Genomic DNA, 21,082 nt, shown 5'->3' on the forward strand with positions numbered 1-21,082 from the left:
CACGGCACAACTCACGCGGCTTCGCTGTGGCCATCGGCAAGCGTTGCTGCTGCCTGGTCGGACCTGCCACTGAGGAACGAGAACACGAAGCCGGCGACGACGCCGCCAGACATTGGCGCCGCCCAGAAGAGCCACAGTTGGTCTAGCGCCCAGTCACCCACGAACAGCGCTTGCGCCGTGGAGCGGGCCGGATTGACCGAACCGTTGGTGACCGGAATCGACACGAGGTAGACGAGCGCGAGACATCCGCCGACGACCATCGGTCCGCCCGGCTTTGTCTCGTACCGTGCGGCCACGAGAAGGCTCGCCATGACAAATGCAAACGACAGCACGAATTCAATGGCCAACGCCGAGTGCAACTGATAGTCGGAAGGAGAGTGATCGCCAAAGCCATTGGCCGCGAATTCGCTCGCGCCGATTTCGAAGCCCGGCCGGCCGCTCGCCACATAGACGAGCAGCGCTCCGGCAACGACCCCGCCGACAATCTGCGCGGCAATATAGGGCAGCAGGTCTTTGACCGGGAAGCGTTGTGCGGCAGTGAAACCTACCGTGACAGCGGGATTGAAGTGAGCGCCCGACGTCTCGCCGAACCAGTAGCTCGCGGTGGCAAGCGCGAGACCGAACGCGAGTGATACCTCGAGCACTCCGTAGCCTTGCTGAACGGCGCCGGTGTTCAATACGATGCTGCCGCAGCCGATGAACACCAGCCATGCCGTACCCACGCTCTCGACCAACAACCGCTTACCTAGCACGGCCATACCGCCTCCCTGTCGCTATGCGAAGCGCACGGCGCTACGCAATTTCCGCGAACATCTGCTTGAACTTCCCCAGCTTTGCGCGGCGTGGTCTCAAGACATAAGTGCTCTAATGAGGCCCACGTCAGCAAAAGCCGAAGCTAATTCAGAACTATGGAGTGGCAAGGTCTCCCAACCAATCGGAAGAGTCCTAATTTCGGGACCGTGAGTTGCCGGTATATATGCGCAGCGTTACCGAGTGTTAAATCAAGCCAATCTGCCGTGCGTAGACAATAAGATCGGACTCCGTTTCGAGGCCTAGCTTGCGCATTGCGGTACGCTTCTGAGTGCTGATCGTCTTACCGCTGCGCTGTAACCGCTTCGCGATTTCGTGTACCGCGACGCCCTGCACATAGAGCTGGAAGATCTCCCATTCGCGCGCACTCAAAACGCTGGCGCGCAGTTGCGGCGGAGTGTCAGTCGTTTCCATCGCAACGCGCACCTGCTCCGACAGATACACGTCTCCCGTCAACGCTGCCTGGATTGCGTCGATCAATGCGGCCGTCGTGTCGCGCTTATCGACTATCGCGCTGACGCCAAGATGCAGCAGGCCCGACAGCATATGCGCATGACAGATCATGGTGAGCACAACGACAGCGGGATGCGCATGCCCTCTCAATACCCGACGCAGGAAAGGAACAGCGTTGCTCGCTCCGTCCAGACCCGGCATGCCAATGTCGGAGATGACGATGTCGCATTCGCAGACGTCGAGCAGTTCGGCAAGGTCATGCGTGTTGCAGGCCTCGCCAACAACTTCGATATGCGGCGTGGCGTACAACAACCTCCTCACGCCGGCGCGAACGCAGTCGTGGTCGTCCGCCACGATGACGCGTATCTTGTCTGTCATATTTTTGTTGTCTTATCGATTGGCATGTCCAGTACAAGATGTACTTTCCCCGGACAACGCCAACACATCTTATGTTTGTCACGCCGGCCCGGCGCGACCTCGTGTGTTCTTCAGCGCCCTTCGGCGCGGGCCTCGGTTACAACGCCGTGCTCAACCGCAAAGCGAAATAGTTCAGCGTCGCTATGCAACGCCAGCTTGCGCATGGCGGTGCACTTTTGCGCGCTAATTGTCTTCACGCTGCGCCCCAGCCGCCCCGCAATTTCGGTAACACCGAAGCCCGACGCGTACTGCGTGAACACTTCAAGCTCGCGCCGCGACAACACCGAACGAACAAAGTCGAGCCGTTGCATCGCCGTGGCGTCCGCAATGACCGCGCGCACGGCCGGCCCAAGATAGCATTCGCCCGCGAGCGCGGTGATGATCGCCACGTGAATCAGGTCGATGCGGTCACGCTTGCTGATAAGCGCGTGAACGCCGAGCGAGATCACGCTTTGCAGCGCTGCTGCCTCGGTTTCCATGGTGAGCACGACGAGGGCCACGTCGGGGTAACGGCTCCTGAACTGCCGCACCGCGTCGATCCCACTGCCATCTGCGCCGCCTGGCATATAGAGGTCCATGAGCACCAGGTCACAACCGGTTCGGTCGACCTCCGCAAAGAGATCGGTTGCATCGGTCGCGCGGCCGACCACCTCCATATTCTGATAACCGCCCATCAAGTTCTCGATTGCAAACAGGACGAGCGGATGATCGTCCGCGATGATCGCCCGGACCGGCATGCTTATTTCAGCGGTGTCGCCCATCGTCTATCTCTCCTCCATATCCTGACTCCCTATCACCATCTCACTCCCGACCGGCCCTGCCCCATCATCAGACATCGTGGCGGCGTTAAACATAAGATCGCTCCGAAATAACTTCAATAACTCGGCCAATTAATTTACTTAGATATGCGATTCAAATTTAAGAATTTCACCAGCTCGAACGCACGAGAATAAACCAGGATCATTAGTAACGCCAAGTTTTACCATTGCTTCACGCTTTTGCCGACTAACGGTGCGGCGATGACATCCGAGAGTGGCCGCAATTTCAGCAATAGAGTGTCCGTCGACGAACATCCTGACGATCGTCTTCTGCATTACCGACAGAGGTAGTGCGGGCGGCCGCTCGTACCCAACTTCGCGCGGCGTTGCGAGAAGTGCGGCGATTGAGTTGCCGATGTATGGCTCGTTGCTTACATGCTGCTCGATCGCACGCCACAACTCGTGCATGGATTCGGTTTTGCTGAGCAAGCTCACGGCGCGCTCCGATGCGAGGACCCGGAGCAACGCAGAATTGGTCGTCGTCGACATGACGACGATGCGCAGTCGCGGCCACTCGGCATGGATCTGCCGGATCAGGTTCAGTTCGTCTTCCACCGCGGCGCCGGGATCAGGCATCGACAGGTCGGTGACCAGCACGTCACATGGCGTGCGCCGCAGCAGTTTGATTAACGACGTCGGGCTCGCGGCCTGGCCGACGATGGCGACACCGGCTCTGGTTTCGAGCATAGCTCTAACGCCAAGCAGAACGAATGGATGATCATCCGCGAGAATGATTCGGAGGTTCACTAGATTGATCTCGTTTGTTGTAGGAATAGTCGTCAGATGCGCAGGACAAATCGACATGCTCCGCACCTGCGTCGACGCGCAATCGTTTCTAACCATCGCGCGTCGACGGGACCATAAAATCACCGTGGTGCGCGTAACGAAAATCGGAGTGTTCCGAATCAAGTGTTGAATTCACCGGCAATTACGGTGCACGGACAACAAAAGCCCCCAATTATTCAAAATGAATAAATTGAGAAAATCGGCGCGCCCAGGTTCGCGGAAAAATCACGTCTGAATTAACCTTGGCCCGCGCGGCATTTCGATAAACGTCGCGCAAAACTTCCTCGCGCGCGCCGGCAATCGTCAAGCCGTGTCACAGGCGCGCGGCGCGCTCGTGCCGACCTCGCGCAATGCGCGCGGAAAAACCGGCAGCGCAATCAACGCACAGAGACTTGTCACCGCCCACACCATCGGCCATGACCCGAGCGATAGCAGCGGCGGAATCGCGAGCGGCGTCAGAAAGAGCGAGAGGAAAACGCAGGTATTGCCGAGCGCCAACGCAGTGCCGGCGCGGCTCGTTCCGGCGAGCGTCGCGAGTTCGGTGAAGGCGACGCCGTGCCAGGCAGACGCGCTCACCCCGCCGAGCACGATCACCGGCACGAGAAACATCGTCGTCATTGGCGTTGGGGTGTGCTGCACGGCGGCCACACCGCTCATGAGAGTGAGCGCCGCGAATAGCGCGGAAGTCAGCAGACTGCAGCCGCGCATGTATGCCCGGCGATTGCCGCGCTGATCCGTCCACCGGCCGCTCCAGACACGAGCGATGGCGGCGCCTGCCTGGACCGTGGCCATTGCGACGCTGATGGTCAGCACGTCGGAGCGCCCGAAGTCATGGAGGAACACGGTTCCGAAGGTGATCACGGCGAGTTGCGGCACGCAAAGCGCGCCCGCGCCGAGCGCTACGCGCCAGATGCGGGCGTCACGCAGCGGCGAGCGGCTCCGGGCATGTGCGCCGTTAATGTCGTTTGCACTGCTAATGCCGCTTGCGCCGCTTGCGCCGCTTGCGCCGCTTGCGCCGCTTGCGCCGCTTGCGCCGCTTGCGCCGCTTGTGCCGCTTGTGCCGCTTGTGCCGCTTGTGCCGTTCGCACCACCCGCACCGCCCACACCGCCCACACCGCCCGCACCGCCCACACTGTCCACACCACTGCCACCGCCCACACCGCCCTCCCCGTTCGCCCCATGTCCACCGCCGACATACGCCGCGCGGGCATCGCCATTCTCCACATACGTCGGCTCATGCAACCAGCGCCATGCCAATGCCGCGGTTATCGCGCAACTCAGCGCCAGCAACGCATAAACACTCACGAAACCGAATCTCGTTGCAAGCGCCGGCAGCAACAGCGCGCCGAGTCCGCCACCTGCGGGGACAGCCGTCTGGCGAATGCTCATGGCCAGTCCGCGCTCGCCCTCGCGAAACCACGCCATGACCGCGCGGCCGCTCGAACCGTTGACGCTGCCGCCGAGCAAACCCACGAGCAACAGCCCGAGCGCAAGCGTCGTCACGCGAGGCACATGCGATCCGGACGGTGCCGCGAACAACGCCAAGCCGGCCAGCGCCGCGGCGGTGGAAAGCAGACCCAGCAGCAGCACGCGACGGTCGCCCCACCGGTCCGTCAAGAGTCCCCACGGCAATTCGCTCACCGCGATGCCCAGGCCGAGCATGCCCAGCACAAGCCCGAGCCCTTCATTGCCGAGGTGATAACCCGAGCGCAAGTAAACCGCCGTGGTCGGAATACCCGAGAATGCGGCCGAAAAGCTCGCGTTGGCGGCAAAGCCCACGCCCAATACCTTCCACCGGTGGCTCGCCGTCAGGCCGCCCGTTATCTGGCCGCCTGCCCGTAGTGCGTTTTCCATGTTTCCTCCGCAATGAATTCGGAGGTATGCTACGGCGGCGCCTTCCATCGGAAAAGCCGGAAATACAGATGCCATCCATCGGGTATAACGAAACATGAGCCAGCGCGGATTCGAGCTGACGCAACTACGGACCTTCGTCGCCGTCGCCGAGTCGGGCAGCGTCTCGGCGGGCGCGGAGCGCGTGTTCCTGTCGCAATCGTCGGTGAGCGAGCAGTTGAAAAAACTTGAGGAGCGTGCAGGCCAGCCGCTCTTCGTGCGCAGCAAGCAGGGCGTGAGCGCGACTCCCGCGGGCAGCCGCCTGCTGGAGCACGCGCGGCGCATCATCGCGATGAGCGAAGCGGCGTTCGAAGACCTCCAGGGCCGTTCGCTCGACGGCGAACTGCGCATCGCGATCACCGACTACTACCGCCCGCACGACATCGCTCGCATCCTCAAGACGTTTTCCGAGCAGCACCCGCGTCTGAAGCTACATGTCACCGTGCTGCCGAGTGCCGTGATCGACAGCAGCGCCGGCGACGACGCATCGTTCGACATCGGCCTCTCGTTGCGGCTCGTCACGGGCAACTCTCGCGCGTCGAGCGGGCGCAGCAGCGCGCAGAGCACCGTCGTGCGGCGCGAGAAATTGCTGTGGGCAAGCGCATCGGATGCGAGCCCGCGACCGGTCGCACCGTATCAACTGGTGCTGTTGCCCTCGAGTTGCCAGTTGCAGCGCTTCGTCGTGAAGCTGCTCGACGAAAACAAGGTGTCTTATGTCGTGTCGCATTCCGCCTCGGGCGTAGCCGGATTGCAACTCGCGTTGAAGGCTGGACTCGGCATCTCGTGCCTGAACGAATCGTCGATTGGAGCAGGTGTAGTCGCATGCCCACCGGGCATTGGCCTACCCGCATTGCCCGCCGTCGAGTTTCATTTGCTGCCCGGGCGGATCGGCGAGAGCGAACGTGTGACCAATGCGCGCACCGCGTTGACGAGGCTCTTCAATTAAGCACATCAGACCATCACATTCGCGCGCTAACGTCCATTTGCATGCGGCGTGAATAGAAGTGTTGAAAGCGTTCTGAACGCCGCCTATGATGATCAGAGACGAAGTCAGCCAGCCTTATTGTTTCGTCATTGACGCTCCGAATGGATTGCTGCCGTCTGCCATATGCAGTCGGACATCAAAGCGTCGATCCAGCAACGGGAAAGCTGCCGTCCTTCGCGCTTACGTGTGTCAACGCGTTCTTTGACGAGCCATTGAATCGCAGCGGCGAACCGACGTTTCGCCATCCACAATAAGTGCCCTTCCATTGCCGTTTGCGCTGTCGCGATAGAGAAAAAAGGTAGACCCGCTGAGCATGGCGAACCACGCTGGAAGCGAATCCAGTCGTCAATGCGGGCGAAGCAGATCGACAAAAGAACGTTCCCCAGCGAGGCCCGACGTGCATCGTAGAGCTATGGGATTTGCGCTTCTGTTCGTGCTTTACGTCTTATGGAACGGCGCGGCGCTCGCGGCTACCAGCGCGCCCGGCCCGATGCCCTCGGCCATGGACGAACGCGTGCGCGCCTGCACCTCCTGTCATGGCGTGCAGGGCCAGGGCCTCAACAACGATTACTTTCCGCGCATCGCCGGCAAACCGGCCGAGTATCTGTTCAATCAGCTAACAGCGTTTCGCGACGGCGGCCGCACCTATCCGCCGATGGGTTATCTGGTCGCGTTTCTCCCCGACGACTATCTGCGCAAGATCAGCCAGTACTTCGCCGATTTGCAGCCGCCCTATCCCAATGCCGATCAATCGAACGTCGCGCCCGCCGTGCTCGCCGCGGGCCAGCGACTCGTCATGCAGGGCGACCCGGCGCGCAAGATTCCCGCGTGCATCGCATGTCACGGAGCGCGCATGACGGGGCAGCAACCTGGCATTCCCGGCCTGCTCGGTTTGCATGCGAGCTACATAGCCGGGCAGATGGGAACCTGGCGCTCCGGCACGCGTCACGCGCTCGCGCCGGATTGCATGCGGTCAATCGCCGTGAAGCTGACCGACAAGGACATCACCGCCGTCTCGACCTGGCTTGCGCGGCAACCGCGTCCAGCCGACCCGCGGCCTGTGCCGGCGTCTGCGGAGCGCTTGCCTCTCGCATGCGGGAGCCAACCGCAATGAAAACGACACTTCGTTCGCTGCGCGTGCTCTCACGTAAGTTGCACCTCTCGCTCCTGCTACTTGTTGGCGCCGCAGCGCTGGTGACCGGCAGCGCGCCACTGCACTCGCTTGTCACCGAAGCTCGCGCCGCCGACAGCACCACCGAAGCCAAGGCCAATACCTCCGTCGACAACCGCACGGACGTCGTCAAGCGCGGCGAATATCTTGCGCGCGCGGGCGACTGCGTGGCCTGCCACACCGCGCCGCGCGGCAGGCTGTTCGCCGGCGGCCTCGCGATGGACACGCCGTTCGGCACGCTCTACTCGCCGAACATCACGCCAGATGCGCAGTACGGCATCGGCACTTGGAGCGAGGACGCCTTCTTCCGGATGATGCGCACCGGCATCACGCCCGAGGGCAAGCTGCTCTATCCCGCCATGCCGATTGCGCAGTACACGAAGGTCACGCGTGAAGACTCCAACGCGATCTTCGCTTTCCTGAAATCGGTCGAGCCAGTGCGCACGCCGAATCGCAAGCACACGCTGCGCTTCCCGTTCAATCAGCGCAAATTGCTGTATGGCTGGCGCACGCTGTACTTCCGCGAAGGCGAATTCAAGCCCGATCCGACCCGCTCCGTCGAATGGAATCGTGGCGCGTATCTCGTCGAAGGGCTCGGGCACTGCACGATGTGCCACACGAAGATCAACATGCTCGGCGGTTCGTCACAAAGCGAGCAGTTTGCCGGCGGGCTGATTCCGGTGCAGAACTGGTACGCGCCGTCGCTCACTTCCGACAAGGACGGCGGACTCGGCGACTGGAGCATCAAGGACATCGTCGACCTGTTGCAAGCGGGCATTTCCGATCGCGGCGCAGTGTACGGCCCAATGGCCGAAGTCACTTATCACAGCCTTCAATACATGACCGACGAAGACGTCAAGGCAATGGCGGTATACCTCAAGACGTTGCCGGACAATCGCGGCCGCAAGTCCGGGCCGACCGCCCCGACCGGCACCAACGTGTTCGCGCTCGGTGAAAAGATCTACGCCGACAAGTGCGCACTGTGTCATGGCGCAAAAGGCGAAGGACAGTTGCAGCACTATCCACCGCTCGCAGGCAACCAGTCGATCGAAATGAACTCCGCGGTCAATCCCATCCGCATCGTGCTGAACGGCGGCTTCCCGCCTGGCACGAAGCGTAATCCGGAGCCCTACGGCATGCCGCCTTTCGCGCAGGAACTGAACGACACCGACGCGGCCGCCGTCATTACCTATATCCGCACAGCGTGGGGCAATCATGGGACGCCGGTCACCGCCCGCGATGTCAACGAACTGCGCAAAGCGCCGCTGCACTAGCCGCCGCACCGGCAACAGGAGAAGCCCTAGATGGAAGCTAACGATACGCGCGCCGCGCTCCCTCCCACCGACGACGAAGTAGAACGCGTGGTCGTCGCGGGTCCGCATGGTGCGATCGCCGTCGCAGGCGTGGCCACGTTGATCGTCATGGCGATCTGGTTCGGCTTCTACTTCCTCGTGTTTCTGCCGCGCGGCGTCGTGCACTGATCATGTCCACTCATTCCCCCGACTCCCAACACCAACCGGGCAGCGGCCACACCGTCGCGCTACGCGCCGAGCGTCGCTGGGCGATCTTCGTCGGCGCGCTGATCGTGCTGATGCTGGCCGTGATCGTGTACTCGGGGCTCCACTGGGCGATGATGCCGCCATCGCGAGTGGAAACAATCGACCCGTCCCGTCTGCAACTGTCGGGCGAATTCGTCGAAGACAATCTGGGCAGCGCAGTTGAACCCGACGGCTCCGTGGTCGTGCGTTTTATCGCGCAGCAGTACTCGTTCACACCGCAATGTCTGCTCGTGCCCGCCGACACTCCGATCACGATCCGAACCACCAGCGCGGACGTCGTGCACGGTCTGCTCGTCACCAACACCAATATCAACACGATGGTCGTGCCCGGCTACGTGGCCACGTTGAACACGCGCTTCGACGCGCCCGCCGATCACACCATGCCCTGTCACGAGTTCTGCGGCTTCGGCCATCAGGCCATGTGGGCGCATGTCAAAGTGATCGACAAAGCCGCCTTCTTCGAGCAGGCCCGACAATCACGGAGGCTGAGCTGTGTTTCACGCTAAGCGACTCGTTCTCGCGCATTTCTGGCTCGCCTTCATCGCGTTTATCGTCGCGCTGTTTCTCGGCGCCTGGCAGATGCTCGTGCGCAGTCCACTCGCGCCGTGGATCGGCGACCCCGAGCTGTACTACCGCTCAGTCACCGCCCACGGTTCAGTAATGGCCTACGTGATGCCGACTCTGGTGTCGATGGGTTTTGGCTACGCAATCGTCGAGCTTGCGCTCGCGCAGCGCCTCGCGGGCCTGAAGTGGGCATGGGCCGCCTTCATCATGCTGGCGGTCGGCGCGGTGATGGCGATGGTGCCCGTAGCACTCGGCAAGGCCTCGGTGCTCTACACGTTCTATCCGCCGATGATCGGCAGTCCCTTCTATTATCTCGGCGTGGTGCTAGTGGTAGTCGGCTCGTGGATCTGGGTCGCGTTGATGCACGTGAACCTCGCCATATGGCGGCGCGCGAACCCCGGAAAGCCGGTGCCGCTCGCGATGTTCGCCAATGTCGCCGGCGCATATCTATGGGCATGGACGGCGGTCGGCGCGGCGCTCGAAATCCTGCTTCAGATTCTGCCGGTTGCTTTCGGTCTCAAGAATACGATCGACGCCGGCCTGTCACGTGTCCTCTTCTCGTGGACGCTGCATGCCATCGTCTACTTCTGGCTGATTCCCGCCTATATCGCGTACTACACGCTCGTGCCGCGAGCCATCGGCGGGCGGCTCTATAGCGATTCGATGGCGCGCGTATCGTTCATCCTGTTCCTCGTTTTCGCTATGCCGATCGGCATCCACCATCTGTTCGCCGATCCGCAGATCGGCTCCGGTTTCAAGTTCCTGCACGCAGTATTCACGGGGATGGTGTCCGTGCCCACGCTGCTGACGGTGTTCACGATTTGCGCGTCGGTGGAAATTGCCGGCAGGCTGCGCGGCGGCAAGGGTGCGTTCGGCTGGCTCACCGCTTTGCCCTGGCAGAACCCGATGATGCTCGTCGTCGCGTTTTCGTTCGTGATGCTGGGGCTCGGCGGCGCCGGAGGTCTGATCAACATGAGCTATCAGTTGAATACCACCGTGCACAACACGCAGTGGGTGACCGGACATTTCCATCTGATCTTCGGCGGCGCAATCGTCATCATGTATTTTGCGATTGCTTATGAACTGTGGCCGCAACTCACCGGTCGCGCAATGGTGTCGATGAAGCTGGTGCGCACGCAACTGTGGCTGTGGTTCATCGGCATGCTGGTGGTCACGCTGCCGTGGCATTACGTCGGCCTGCTCGGCGCGCCGCGCCGCATGGCTTACTACGACTACAAGATGCCTGGCCTCGAATCGCAGGCGTTCTGGGTCAGCATGTCGGCGGTCGGCGGAATGGTTCTCGCCATATCGGGCGCGCTCTTCATCTACATTCTCGCGAAGTCGCAGTTCGGGCCGGCGGTTCCGCAGCAAGGCTTCCGTTTCGCGAGCGCGGTGCATCCGGTCGAACGCGTGCCCGCCGCGCTCAATAGCTTCGGCTTGTGGGTCGCGTTGATGATCGGCCTGACCGTCGTCAACTACAGCGTGCCCATCGTCCAATTGCTCAAGCTGCCGCAGACGTCCGTACCCGCGGTGGTAGTTGGAGCACAGCGATGAACCAGGAACGCGTCTTCAGCTTGCGAAATCCGTGGTTCACGGTAAGCGTGGCCGGCACGCTCGCGCTGGCCATCGTGTCGATGCTGATAGGTTTCATCTGGCTGCCTTCGGCGAATAGCGCATTCGCGAACCGCAGCTTATGGGCGACGATCTGCAGCGCTGCGGGCGCGCCGTCGAGCTGGTACAGCGGTACCAACATTGCAGGCCGGGCACCGAGCGACGTGGTCGTCTTGCCGCCGCTGCGTCGCGTGCGGGCCGACGCCGATTCGATCGGGCGCGGCGCGACCCTCGCCACGCAGAAATGCTCGATGTGTCACGGCGTGCTCGGTACGGTGCAGGTCACGGCGCCCGCGCTGGCCGGGCAATATGCGGACGCCGTCTACAAGGAGTTGCGCGACTATCAACAGGGCGTGCGGCAGAACGCGGTAATGCAGCCGATCGTCGCCGCTCGCAGCGATCAGGACCTGCACGATCTCGCGGCTTACTACGCGTCGCTGCCACGCGGTCCGGCCGCAGAAGTTGCGCCCACCGGCAGCACGCCCGATGCGAACGCAGTGCGGCTGGCGATGCAGGGCGATCCGCAGCGCAACATCGCGCCATGTGCGGCATGTCACGGGCAACTGGATCGCAAGGGTTCGGCGCCGTGGCTTGGCGGCCAATCGTCGATTTACCTTGCGGCGCAGATGCGGGCGTTTGCTTCTGGCGCACGCCGCAACGACATCAACGAGCAGATGCGCAATGTCACGCGGCAGATGACATCGGCGGAAATTGATAGTGTCGCGAAGTACTACGCGGGTATGCAGTAGAGCGATTGATTTGGGCGCAGCGCGGTGCACTGTGGTTCGCTGGGGCGCGCGGGGCAGGGCGCGGCGCCCAACCGTCGGTGAGATGCAGCGTACTACCGCCTCACTACACGCGCCACGAACCTAACGCAACGCCGCCCGCGAACGTATCAAGCGACAACCAGTTCGTCCGCGCCGTTCGCTGCACGTTTCGTTGCAGCGCTCTGACCGTTGCGCGAGCCGGCCAGGCCCCGCGACGACGAACCGCCTTCCGTCTGAAACACTGCCACGGCCGATGTGAGCCTTCTCGCCTGCTCCTCCAGCGAGCTTGCCGCGGCCGCGGCTTGTTCGACCAGCGCGGCGTTCTGCTGCGTCACTTCGTCCATTTGCGCGACGGCCAGATTGACCTGGTCGATGCCGGTGCTCTGCTCGGTCGCGGCTGCGGCGATCTCGCCCATGATCGAGCTGACTCGCGAAATGGCCTGGACGATCTCGGTCATCGTCGAGCCCGAGCGCTCGACCAGTTGTGAGCCGTTCTCGACGCGCGTAGTCGACGCTTCGATCAACGCCTTGATTTCCTTCGCGGCTGCAGCGCTTCGCTGGGCCAGCGAACGCACCTCGCTCGCGACGACCGCAAAGCCTCGGCCCTGCTCGCCGGCGCGAGCCGCCTCGACTGCCGCGTTCAACGCAAGGATGTTCGTCTGAAATGCGATCCCTTCGATCACGCCGACAATATCCGCGATGCGCCGCGAGTCGTCGACGATCTCGTGCATCGTGCCTACCACCTGCTCGGTCAATTCGCCGCCCTGAGCGGCAAGCGTCGACGCGCCCTGCGCAAGCGAACTCGCCTGCTTCGCGTTGTCCGCGGTCTGTTTAACCGTCGACGTGAGCTGCTCGATGCTCGCTGCCGTTTCTTCCAGCGACGCCGCCTGTTCTTCGGTACGTTGTGACAGATCCGTATTGCCCGCGGCGATTTCGCTTACGCCGCTGTCGATCGATTCGGTGCCCTGACGCACCGAATTCACCGTCGCGATCAGCGACTCCTGCATCTTGCGCAGCGCGGCGGCGAGGCGGCCCATTTCGTTGCTGCTCGTGACGACGATCTGCCCGGTCAGGTCGCCGTTGGCGATCCGCTGGAACTGGGCGATGGTGGCATCGACCGGACTCACGATTGCGCGCACCAGCACCGCGCGACCGAGCAACGAACCAAGCAGCGAGATGCCGATGCCGATCGCCACCGTCACGCAGATCGCGTAAAAGAGGGCCTGTGCGCTCTGATAGCGCTGTTCGGCGTGGTCCAATTGCAACTGTTCGAGCGCGAGCATCGCCTTTTCGAACGAACTGTACAGAGACGGCAGCTTCTTCGCCTGCAATTGCTGGAACGCGGTGCGGTCGCCCGCCTTGAGTGCGGCCAACGCCGGCTCGACACCCTCGCGAAGGAACGTGTCGCGCTTGTCCTGCATATCCTTGATGAGGCGCTGCTCGTCGGCCTCGGCGCTCGCGCGGCTCACATAGTGGGCAAGCCGTTCATTCGATGCTTTCTGGTACTGATCAAAACGCTTGAGCACAGCGTTTGCGCCGTCCTGGTCGTTGAGGTCGACGAGCGACGCATAAGTGGCCAGTGCGAGGCGCAGGCGCAACAGCTGGCCGGCGCTGCCTTCGAGATCGGCGACGGCGGGCGTGTCCACGGTGTACATCTGTTGCAGGGACGCGTTGCTCGAGCGCAGCGACAGAAGCCCGGCTGCAGCGCCCAGCAGCAGGGCGGCGGCAAAGAACGCGATCATCAGGGTAAGGCAACTGCGAATCGACAGATTTTTCAGCATCGGGCTAGTCTCCATTTGGGCCGCCTGACCGAATTTTCAGTGAAATACGCATCGGCCATGCATGCTGCGCCCAGCCCATTTGGCATGGTCCGCAACCGTTTTTGTCAAAATTTAAGCGAATGCCACAGATAGGGACTACGGCTGAATTGCTAAAAACTTTATGGTGGATGGCGTACGCTTTTGCGTCACACCAAATTACAAGCGGCGCGAAGCCGCCCGAACGCCGGCGATAGCGGGACTGCCGAGTATCAGGCGTCCTACCTAAGCCGGTTGGCAGTCGATGCAAATGTCATAGGAGCACTTCTATGTCCGAAATAGGCTCGGCTCTGGTGGTTTTCATTCTCCTGCTCGCGACCACCGGCATCGGCGTGTGGGTGCGCCCGCTCCTGCCCGAGGAGCACAAGGCACACGAGACAGTGCAACTCGTGCAACTGGTGATCGGCATGCTCGTGACGTTTGCCGCACTGGTGCTCGGTTTGATGACCGCGTCGGCGAAATCCAGCTTCGACACGGCGTCAAATGACTTGCGCACCTTTGCCGCCGACATCATCGAACTGGACACGACGTTGAGGGATTACGGCAGCGACACCGAACCGGCGCGCAACCTCTTGCGCGTCTACACGGCCGCGGCAATTGCATCGACGTGGCCGAACGAACCGGCTCCTACGGGCGACTACCCCACCCACCTCGGCTCGCCGGACAACTCGCAGAAGCTGGAAAACGTGCGGCTCGGCGAAATGCTGACGTCGGTGGGCCGGCAATTGCGGCAGTTGCGCGCGCGTGATCCGCTGCAACAGCACGCGCTCGACGACGGCCTGACTCAATTTCGCCGCGTGGTGGATGCGCGCTGGAAGATTATCGAGGAAGCGCACAGCTCCATCTCGCAGCCCTTCCTCAAGACGCTGACGTTCTGGCTGTGCGTGATATTTCTGAGCTTCGGGCTCATCGCGCCTCGCAATGCGCTGGCGCTCGTGACCATTTCGCTTGGGGCTGTGTCGATTGCGTCGGCGATCTATGTAATCGTCGATCTTGACACGCCGCTCACCGGGCCGATCATGATCTCCAGCTTGCCGATGCGCGATGCGCTGGAGCATTTGAGGCGGTGACGACTGCTGAAAAGAAAAAACCCCGCTGAGGACGCGAGGTTTTTTGCTGGTCTTGTGGTACGGGTGGTCAGAACGGAATATCGTCATCCATCTCGTCAAAGCCGCCGCCGGCCGGTGCGCTCGGACGGCTGGAGCCACCACCGCTCGCGCCGCCACCGCTGCCGCCGCGCGAACCGCCACCCGACATAGCACGGCCGCCGCCACCGCTGCGCTCCGACGGCTCGCCACGGCTGTAGCCGCCTTCGTCGCCGCCGCCCATGGAACCGCCACGGCCGCCCAACATTTGCATCTGTTCGGCGACGATTTCCGTCGAGTAACGGTCGGTGCCGTCCTGCGCCTGCCACTTACGGGTGCGAATGCGCCCTTCGAGGTAGACCGACGATCCCTTCTTCAGGTATTCGGAGACGATCTCGGCGAGGCGGCCGAAGAACGACACGCGGTGCCATTCGGTCGCTTCCTTCATTTCACCGGACGCCTTGTCCTTGTACCGATCCGTCGTTGCAAGGCGGATATTCGCCACTGCGTCGCCGCTCGGAAGATAACGGACTTCCGGATCGGCTCCGAGATTGCCGACGAGAATGACCTTGTTCACGGATGCCATGAGTTTCTCCTGTTGATTCCATTTCGGGCGGCCCGGCAACACAGTTCGCCTCTCACGCCTGACCGGCCCGAGATCAAAAGTGTGTCTCTGCCCGCCGCCGGGTGAGTTCTGGGTGATGCCGGGACACGCCCGAGTCGCCGCGTATGTTCTGCGAGTGTTCCGCGCGTGTCACGAGGACGCTTTACGCGGCGGCTGTTTCATCTTTGCGGCGATTATAAGCCAGCAAAAGACGAGCCCCGAGCAAGTAAAGAAGACCGCGCTCTGACCGTCCGCTTTGAGCAACCAGCCGCCGATCATGCCACCCAGCGCAAGACCGATGGACTGTGTGGTGTTGTACACGCCGGCTGCCGCGCCCTTGCGGTTGCCCGGCGCCAGTTTCGACACCAGCGAAGGCTGCGACGCCTCCAGAATGTTGAAGCCCAGAAAGTACACAAAAAGGATGGCCGCCACACTCAGAATCGTATGCGGAGCCACGCCCAATAACAACTGTCCGATCAGGATAAGAGCGATGGCGGAGAGCAGTACGATCTTCATCTTGCCCCGCTTTTCAGCGGCGATGATCGCGGGCACCATCATCACGAACGACAAGCCCATGACCGGCAAATACACTTTCCAGTGCGACGCGACCGGCAGGCCGCCGGCTTCGAGAATGCGCGGCACGACGAGGAACAACGCCGTCTGCGTGGCGTGAAGCACGAGCACGCCGAAGTTCAAACGCAGCAGCTCGACGTTGTGCAGTACTTCGGCGAACGGCGCCCGCACATGCACGGGCTTCGGCGCATCGGGCACGACCCACAGCACCACGCCGACGGCGAGAATCGAGAAGACGCCCACCAGCGTGAAAAGACCGGTCATGCCGACCCAATGGAAAACGATCGGCGCGCCGACAATCGCCACCGCAAAGGAAATGCCGATGCTGCCGCCGACCATGGCCATCGCCTTCGTGCGGTGCTCTTCGGCAGTCAGATCGGCGATGAAGGCAATCACCGCGGACGACACCGCGCCCATGCCTTGAATCACGCGGCCGACAATAATCCACGTCATGTCGTGCGCGCCCGCCGCGACAAAGCTGCCGAGCGCGAAGATCAGCAGGCCCGCAGCAATGACCGGCTTGCGGCCGATCTTGTCGGAGACCCAGCCGTAGAAAATGTAGAGCATGGACTGCGTCACGCCGTAAGCGCCCAGCGCGATGCCGACGAGCAGCACGTTTTCGCCGCCGGGAATGGTCTTCGCGTAGATCGAGAACACCGGCATGATCATGAAGAGCCCGAGCATGCGCAGCGCGAAGATGGCGGCAAGCGACACGGTCGCGCGCAGTTCAGGCGCGCTCATGCGTGAAGAGGTGGCAGACGGATTGGACATCGGAAGCGTTCTTTGAATGAGCTGGGTGACGCACCGGGGGCACCGGGGCGCCACGACCGGACGGCTTTCCATGGGACGGCCCGCAGACGGTGCGGCACTGCCGCTTGAGCCAACCGGGCAGCCTGCAGCGTTCCCGCTCCGCGCTGACCGCACTCCTGACCCTTCGGCTCTCGCGCCTTTGCGGCCGCGGCGCGCTTCGCGGCGCCTTGTACTTGCCGGAAACGGCCCCAGTTAGACCTTTTCCCGCTAGCGCTGAACCGCGTTCTTACAGCTTGCCTGAGGCGCTGTTCAGGCCTGTTCGGGCCGTCAGGCAGCCGTAACGGCGGCCTTGAAAAGTCGTTATAGTAGCAGGTTTAGCCTCTTCCTCTTTCCGCAGTTCATGGAATAAATCCGTGGAACAAATCCGTATTCGTGGGGCTCGCACCCACAACCTGAAGAACGTCAATCTCGACCTACCACGTCACAAGCTCGTCGTAATTACCGGTCTTTCCGGCTCGGGAAAATCGTCGCTCGCGTTCGACACGCTGTATGCGGAAGGACAGCGGCGCTACGTCGAAAGCCTGTCCGCTTACGCACGCCAGTTCCTGCAGTTGATGGAAAAACCCGACGTCGATCTGATCGAAGGTCTGTCGCCGGCGATCTCGATCGAGCAGAAGGCCACGTCGCACAATCCGCGCTCCACAGTGGGCACCGTCACCGAAATTCACGACTACCTGCGGCTATTGTTCGCACGGGTCGGCACGCCTTACTGTCCGGATCACGAAATCCCGCTCGAAGCGCAAAGCGTGTCGCAAATGGTCGACGCGGCGCTCGCGCTGCCGGAAGAAACCAGGCTGATGATCCTCGCGCCGGTCGTCGCCGACCGCAAGGGCGAGCATGTCGAGTTGTTCGAGGAGATGCAGGCGCAGGGCTTCATCCGGTTTCGCGTGCGCTCGGGCGGCGGCACGGCCAATGAAGGCGCGGCGAAGATCTATGAAGTCGACTCCCTGCCCAAGCTGAAGAAGAACGACAAGCACACTATCGACGTCGTGGTCGACCGCCTCAAGGTGCGGCCCGACATGAAGCAGCGCCTTGCGGAATCGTTCGAAACCGCACTGCGTCTCGCCGACGGCCGCGCCATCGCGCTCGAAATGGACACCGACAAGCAGCACCTGTTCAGCTCGAAGTTCGCGTGTCCGATCTGCTCGTACTCGCTGCAGGAGCTGGAGCCGCGGCTCTTCTCGTTCAACAATCCGATGGGCGCGTGTCCGGAATGCGACGGCCTCGGCCAGATCACCTTCTTCGATCCGAAGCGGGTGGTCGCGCATCCGTCGCTGTCGCTCGCGGCAGGCGCGGTGAAGGGCTGGGACCGGCGCAACCAGTTTTACTTCCAGATGCTGCAAAGCCTGGCGGCGTTTTACGACTTCGACATCGACACTGCCGTCGAAGACCTGCCTGAAAAAGTCCGCAAAATCCTGCTGTTCGGCTCGGGCAAGCAGGAAATTCCGTTCTCGTACATCAACGAGCGCGGCCGCACGTCGGTCCGCGAGCATGTGTTCGAAGGCATCATCCCGAATCTGGAGCGGCGTTATCGCGAGACGGATTCAGCCGCAGTGCGTGAAGAGCTTGCGAAGTATCAGAACAATCAGCCGTGCCCCGCCTGCGCGGGCACGCGGTTGCGCCGGGAAGCGCGCTTTGTGCGCATCGGCACGGACGGCGACGCGCGCGGCATCTACGAAATCAGCGGCTGGCCATTGCGCGACGCGCTCGGCTATTTTCAGACGCTGCGGCTCGAAGGCTCGAAGCGCGAGATCGCCGACAAGGTCGTGAAAGAGATCGTCGCACGGCTCATGTTCCTGAACAACGTCGGGCTCGATTACCTGTCGCTGGAACGCAGCGCCGAAACGCTGTCGGGTGGCGAGGCGCAACGCATTCGCCTCGCGTCGCAGATCGGCTCGGGTCTGACCGGCGTGATGTACGTGCTCGACGAGCCGTCCATCGGCCTGCACCAGCGCGACAATGACCGGCTCATCGCCACGCTCAAGCATCTGCGCGACCTGGGCAACTCGGTGATCGTCGTTGAACACGACGAAGACATGATCCGCATGGCCGACTACGTGGTCGACATGGGTCCGGGCGCCGGCGAGCACGGCGGCATGGTGATCGCCGAGGGCACGCCCAAACAGGTGCAGGGCAACCCCGCCTCCATGACGGGGCAGTACATGTCCGGCGCGCGCACCATCGAGTATCCGGACGAGCGCAAGGACCCGGACGAGCGGCATTTACGCATCGTCGAGGCGCACGGCAACAATCTGCGGCACGTCACACTCGACCTGCCGGTCGGTCTGCTTACGTGCGTGACCGGCGTTTCGGGGTCTGGCAAGTCGACGCTCATCAACGACACGCTGTATCACGCGGTCTCGCATCATTTGTACGGCTCTTCCACCGAGCCGGCGCCGTATGAGTCGATCGAGGGTCTTGAGCACTTCGACAAGGTCATCAACGTCGACCAGTCGCCGATCGGCCGCACGCCGCGCTCGAATCCGGCCACTTATACGGGCCTTTTCACGCCGATCCGGGAACTATTCGCGGGCGTTCCCGCCGCCAAGGAGCGCGGCTACGACCCGGGCCGCTTCTCGTTCAACGTGAAGGGCGGCCGCTGCGAGTCCTGTCAGGGCGACGGCGTGCTGAAGGTCGAGATGCACTTTTTGCCGGACGTCTACGTGCCGTGCGACGTCTGCCATGGCAAGCGCTACAACCGCGAAACACTGGACGTGCAGTACAAAGGCAAGAACATCAGCGAGGTGCTCGACATGACGGTCGAGCATGCGTACGAGTTCTTCAAGCCGGTGCCGGTCGTCGCGCGCAAGCTGAAAACCCTGCTCGACGTCGGCCTCGGCTATATCCGGCTGGGCCAGTCCGCCACCACTTTGTCGGGCGGCGAGGCGCAGCGGGTCAAACTATCTTTGGAACTGAGCAAGCGCGATACGGGTCGCACGCTATACATTCTCGACGAACCCACGACCGGGTTGCACTTTCATGACATTGCGCTGCTGCTCGAAGTTATTCATCGGTTACGCGACCAGGGTAATACCGTCGTGATCATCGAGCATAATCTCGATGTAATTAAAACTGCGGACTGGGTCATCGACATGGGTCCGGAAGGCGGCGCGGGCGGTGGCCAGATCATCGCGCAAGGCACGCCCGAGCAGATCGCGAAGTCCAAAGCAAGTTTTACCGGTAGATATCTGGCGCCCCTGCTCAAGCGCGCGGCCAGTAAAAAGTAACGCTGCACAACACGGGTTGGAGACGGATAAGCCATGGCCAAGCGGAATCAGGCGCGCGAAGACGGGCAAGTTGAGGACCTACGTCCACGCCCGGTCAGGCTGACCAGCAACATGAGCCTGCCGAAGCTCTCGGCAGTCGAGATCGGCAGTTACGTGCTGATGCTGTTCGGCATGTGGGCGGTGATCGAACTCCGGCTGCTCGGCGCCCTGCTCGCCGGGCTGCTGGTGTTTCAGCTGGTGCATACGATCGCGCCGCGCATCGAGCGTCATATGTCCAGCAAGCGGGCGCGCTGGCTCGCGGTGGTGTTTCTGTCGGCTGTGATCGTAGGCGCGCTCACGGGCCTCACGCTCGGCATCATCGAGCACTTCGAGAACGACGTGCCCAGTGTGCAGAGGCTGCTCGACCAGGCCATGCAGTTGATCGATCAGGCGCGCGGGCGGATTCCGCAATTCATCGCGAGTTCGCTGCCGGTCGACACCGAGCAGATGAAGACCAAAGCCGCCGAGCTGATGCAGACGCACGCCAACATGCTGCAGCAAAGCGGCAAGAGCGCTGCGCGCGCGTTCACGCACATTCTGATCGGCATGATCATTGGTGCGATTATCGCGGTGAGTGCGCAACAACACATGCACCGGCTGCCGCTGTCCACCGCGTTCGTCACGCGCGTGACCCGTTTTGCCGACGCGTTCCGCCGCATCGTATTCGCGCAGGTGAAAATTTCTGCGATCAACGCGGTGTTCACCGGCATTTTCCTGCTGCTGTTTCTGCCGATCTTCCACGATCAGTTGCCGCTTTCGAAAACGCTGGTACTGGTCACGTTCATCGTCGGCTTGCTGCCGGTCATCGGCAATCTGATCTCGAACACGATCATCGTTGCGGTGGCGCTGTCGGTGAGCTTTCCGGCGGCGGTCATGTCGCTCGCGTTTCTGATTTTGATTCACAAGCTCGAGTACTTCCTGAACGCGCGGATCGTCGGCGGACAGATCGAGGCGCGCGCCTGGGAACTGCTCGTGGCAATGCTCGTCATGGAAGCCGCTTTCGGTCTGCCCGGCGTGGTCGCAGCGCCGATCTTCTACGCGTATATCAAGCGCGAGTTGATCTATCTGCGGCTGGTTTGATCCAGTTGTACGTTGG

18 protein-coding genes are annotated in these 21,082 nt (G+C 62.1%); 10 read left to right on the forward strand and 8 right to left on the reverse strand.

The window, feature by feature from the left end; all coding sequences use genetic code 11:
• Positions 1 to 11: 11 nt before the first annotated feature.
• The 5 genes from aqpZ to ACTJLB_RS00355 all read right to left on the reverse strand — a co-directional run bounded on the left by aqpZ (position 12) and on the right by ACTJLB_RS00355 (position 5,138).
• Positions 12 to 758 carry an aquaporin Z gene (gene aqpZ / locus ACTJLB_RS00335; protein ID WP_288824572.1) on the reverse strand — a complete coding sequence of 249 codons (747 nt, stop codon included), beginning with the start codon at positions 756 to 758 and terminating at the stop codon, positions 12 to 14.
• A gap of 238 nt (positions 759 to 996) precedes the next feature.
• On the reverse strand, positions 997 to 1,641 hold the full coding sequence (locus ACTJLB_RS00340) for a response regulator transcription factor (protein ID WP_204522759.1): 645 nt from the start codon (positions 1,639 to 1,641) through the stop codon (positions 997 to 999).
• Positions 1,642 to 1,751: 110 nt separating this feature from the next.
• Positions 1,752 to 2,441: a response regulator gene (locus ACTJLB_RS00345; protein ID WP_440782098.1), complete on the reverse strand. Its 690-nt coding sequence runs from the start codon at positions 2,439 to 2,441 to the stop codon at positions 1,752 to 1,754.
• A 138-nt stretch (positions 2,442 to 2,579) separates the two neighbouring features.
• Complete coding sequence (locus tag ACTJLB_RS00350; protein ID WP_440782099.1) at positions 2,580 to 3,302, reverse strand: response regulator; 723 nt, start codon at positions 3,300 to 3,302, stop codon at positions 2,580 to 2,582.
• 285 nt (positions 3,303 to 3,587) lie between these two features.
• On the reverse strand, positions 3,588 to 5,138 hold the full coding sequence (locus ACTJLB_RS00355; RefSeq protein WP_440782100.1) for an MFS transporter: 1,551 nt from the start codon (positions 5,136 to 5,138) through the stop codon (positions 3,588 to 3,590).
• A 94-nt stretch (positions 5,139 to 5,232) separates the two neighbouring features.
• Here ACTJLB_RS00355 and ACTJLB_RS00360 point away from each other — a divergent pair, with 94 nt between their 5' ends.
• From ACTJLB_RS00360 to ACTJLB_RS00390, 7 genes are all read left to right on the forward strand, one after another.
• On the forward strand, positions 5,233 to 6,120 hold the full coding sequence (locus ACTJLB_RS00360) for a LysR family transcriptional regulator (RefSeq protein ID WP_440782101.1): 888 nt from the start codon (positions 5,233 to 5,235) through the stop codon (positions 6,118 to 6,120).
• 451 nt (positions 6,121 to 6,571) lie between these two features.
• Complete coding sequence (locus tag ACTJLB_RS00365; RefSeq protein WP_392392913.1) at positions 6,572 to 7,273, forward strand: c-type cytochrome; 702 nt, start codon at positions 6,572 to 6,574, stop codon at positions 7,271 to 7,273.
• The gene (locus ACTJLB_RS00370) at positions 7,270 to 8,604 is read left to right on the forward strand and encodes a c-type cytochrome (RefSeq protein ID WP_440782102.1); all 1,335 of its coding nucleotides are present in this window, start codon (positions 7,270 to 7,272) and stop codon (positions 8,602 to 8,604) included. Before ACTJLB_RS00365 ends, ACTJLB_RS00370 begins: the two co-directional genes overlap by 4 nt.
• Before the next feature lie 30 nt (positions 8,605 to 8,634).
• Positions 8,635 to 8,811: a hypothetical protein gene (locus ACTJLB_RS00375; protein WP_020066944.1), complete on the forward strand. Its 177-nt coding sequence runs from the start codon at positions 8,635 to 8,637 to the stop codon at positions 8,809 to 8,811.
• A gap of 2 nt (positions 8,812 to 8,813) precedes the next feature.
• Positions 8,814 to 9,395, forward strand: a complete 582-nt coding sequence (locus ACTJLB_RS00380; protein ID WP_087754754.1) for a cytochrome C oxidase subunit II — start codon at positions 8,814 to 8,816, stop codon at positions 9,393 to 9,395.
• A complete protein-coding gene (locus ACTJLB_RS00385) occupies positions 9,382 to 11,007 on the forward strand; it encodes a b(o/a)3-type cytochrome-c oxidase subunit 1 (protein ID WP_440782103.1) in 1,626 nt (541 codons plus the stop codon). The genes ACTJLB_RS00380 and ACTJLB_RS00385 overlap by 14 nt, the downstream gene beginning before the upstream one ends.
• Positions 11,004 to 11,813 (forward strand): c-type cytochrome, encoded by an 810-nt coding sequence (locus tag ACTJLB_RS00390; protein WP_087754756.1) that lies wholly within the window; start codon positions 11,004 to 11,006, stop codon positions 11,811 to 11,813. Before ACTJLB_RS00385 ends, ACTJLB_RS00390 begins: the two co-directional genes overlap by 4 nt.
• 146 nt (positions 11,814 to 11,959) lie before the next feature.
• On the opposite strand, the gene ACTJLB_RS00395 is transcribed toward ACTJLB_RS00390, so the two are convergent.
• Entirely contained in the window at positions 11,960 to 13,612 is a 1,653-nt protein-coding gene (locus tag ACTJLB_RS00395; protein ID WP_087754757.1) for a methyl-accepting chemotaxis protein, read from the reverse strand.
• A gap of 305 nt (positions 13,613 to 13,917) precedes the next feature.
• Here ACTJLB_RS00395 and ACTJLB_RS00400 point away from each other — a divergent pair, with 305 nt between their 5' ends.
• Entirely contained in the window at positions 13,918 to 14,718 is an 801-nt protein-coding gene (locus ACTJLB_RS00400; protein ID WP_087754758.1) for a hypothetical protein, read from the forward strand.
• A gap of 67 nt (positions 14,719 to 14,785) precedes the next feature.
• Here ACTJLB_RS00400 and ACTJLB_RS00405 read toward each other — a convergent pair whose 3' ends face one another.
• Together ACTJLB_RS00405 and ACTJLB_RS00410 are read right to left on the reverse strand one after the other, a co-directional pair.
• Complete coding sequence (locus ACTJLB_RS00405; protein ID WP_425181405.1) at positions 14,786 to 15,319, reverse strand: single-stranded DNA-binding protein; 534 nt, start codon at positions 15,317 to 15,319, stop codon at positions 14,786 to 14,788.
• Positions 15,320 to 15,487: 168 nt separating this feature from the next.
• Entirely contained in the window at positions 15,488 to 16,681 is a 1,194-nt protein-coding gene (locus ACTJLB_RS00410; protein ID WP_440782104.1) for an MFS transporter, read from the reverse strand.
• Between the two features lie 392 nt (positions 16,682 to 17,073).
• Here ACTJLB_RS00410 and uvrA point away from each other — a divergent pair, with 392 nt between their 5' ends.
• Together uvrA and ACTJLB_RS00420 are read left to right on the forward strand one after the other, a co-directional pair.
• Positions 17,074 to 19,947 carry an excinuclease ABC subunit UvrA gene (gene uvrA, locus ACTJLB_RS00415; RefSeq protein WP_020066952.1) on the forward strand — a complete coding sequence of 958 codons (2,874 nt, stop codon included), beginning with the start codon at positions 17,074 to 17,076 and terminating at the stop codon, positions 19,945 to 19,947.
• 33 nt (positions 19,948 to 19,980) lie between these two features.
• Positions 19,981 to 21,066 carry an AI-2E family transporter gene (locus ACTJLB_RS00420; RefSeq protein WP_020066953.1) on the forward strand — a complete coding sequence of 362 codons (1,086 nt, stop codon included), beginning with the start codon at positions 19,981 to 19,983 and terminating at the stop codon, positions 21,064 to 21,066.
• The last annotated feature ends 16 nt before the right edge of the window (positions 21,067 to 21,082 follow it).

The organism is Paraburkholderia sp. 22098 (genome assembly GCF_052045935.1).
GTDB lineage: Bacteria > Pseudomonadota > Gammaproteobacteria > Burkholderiales > Burkholderiaceae > Paraburkholderia > Paraburkholderia caledonica.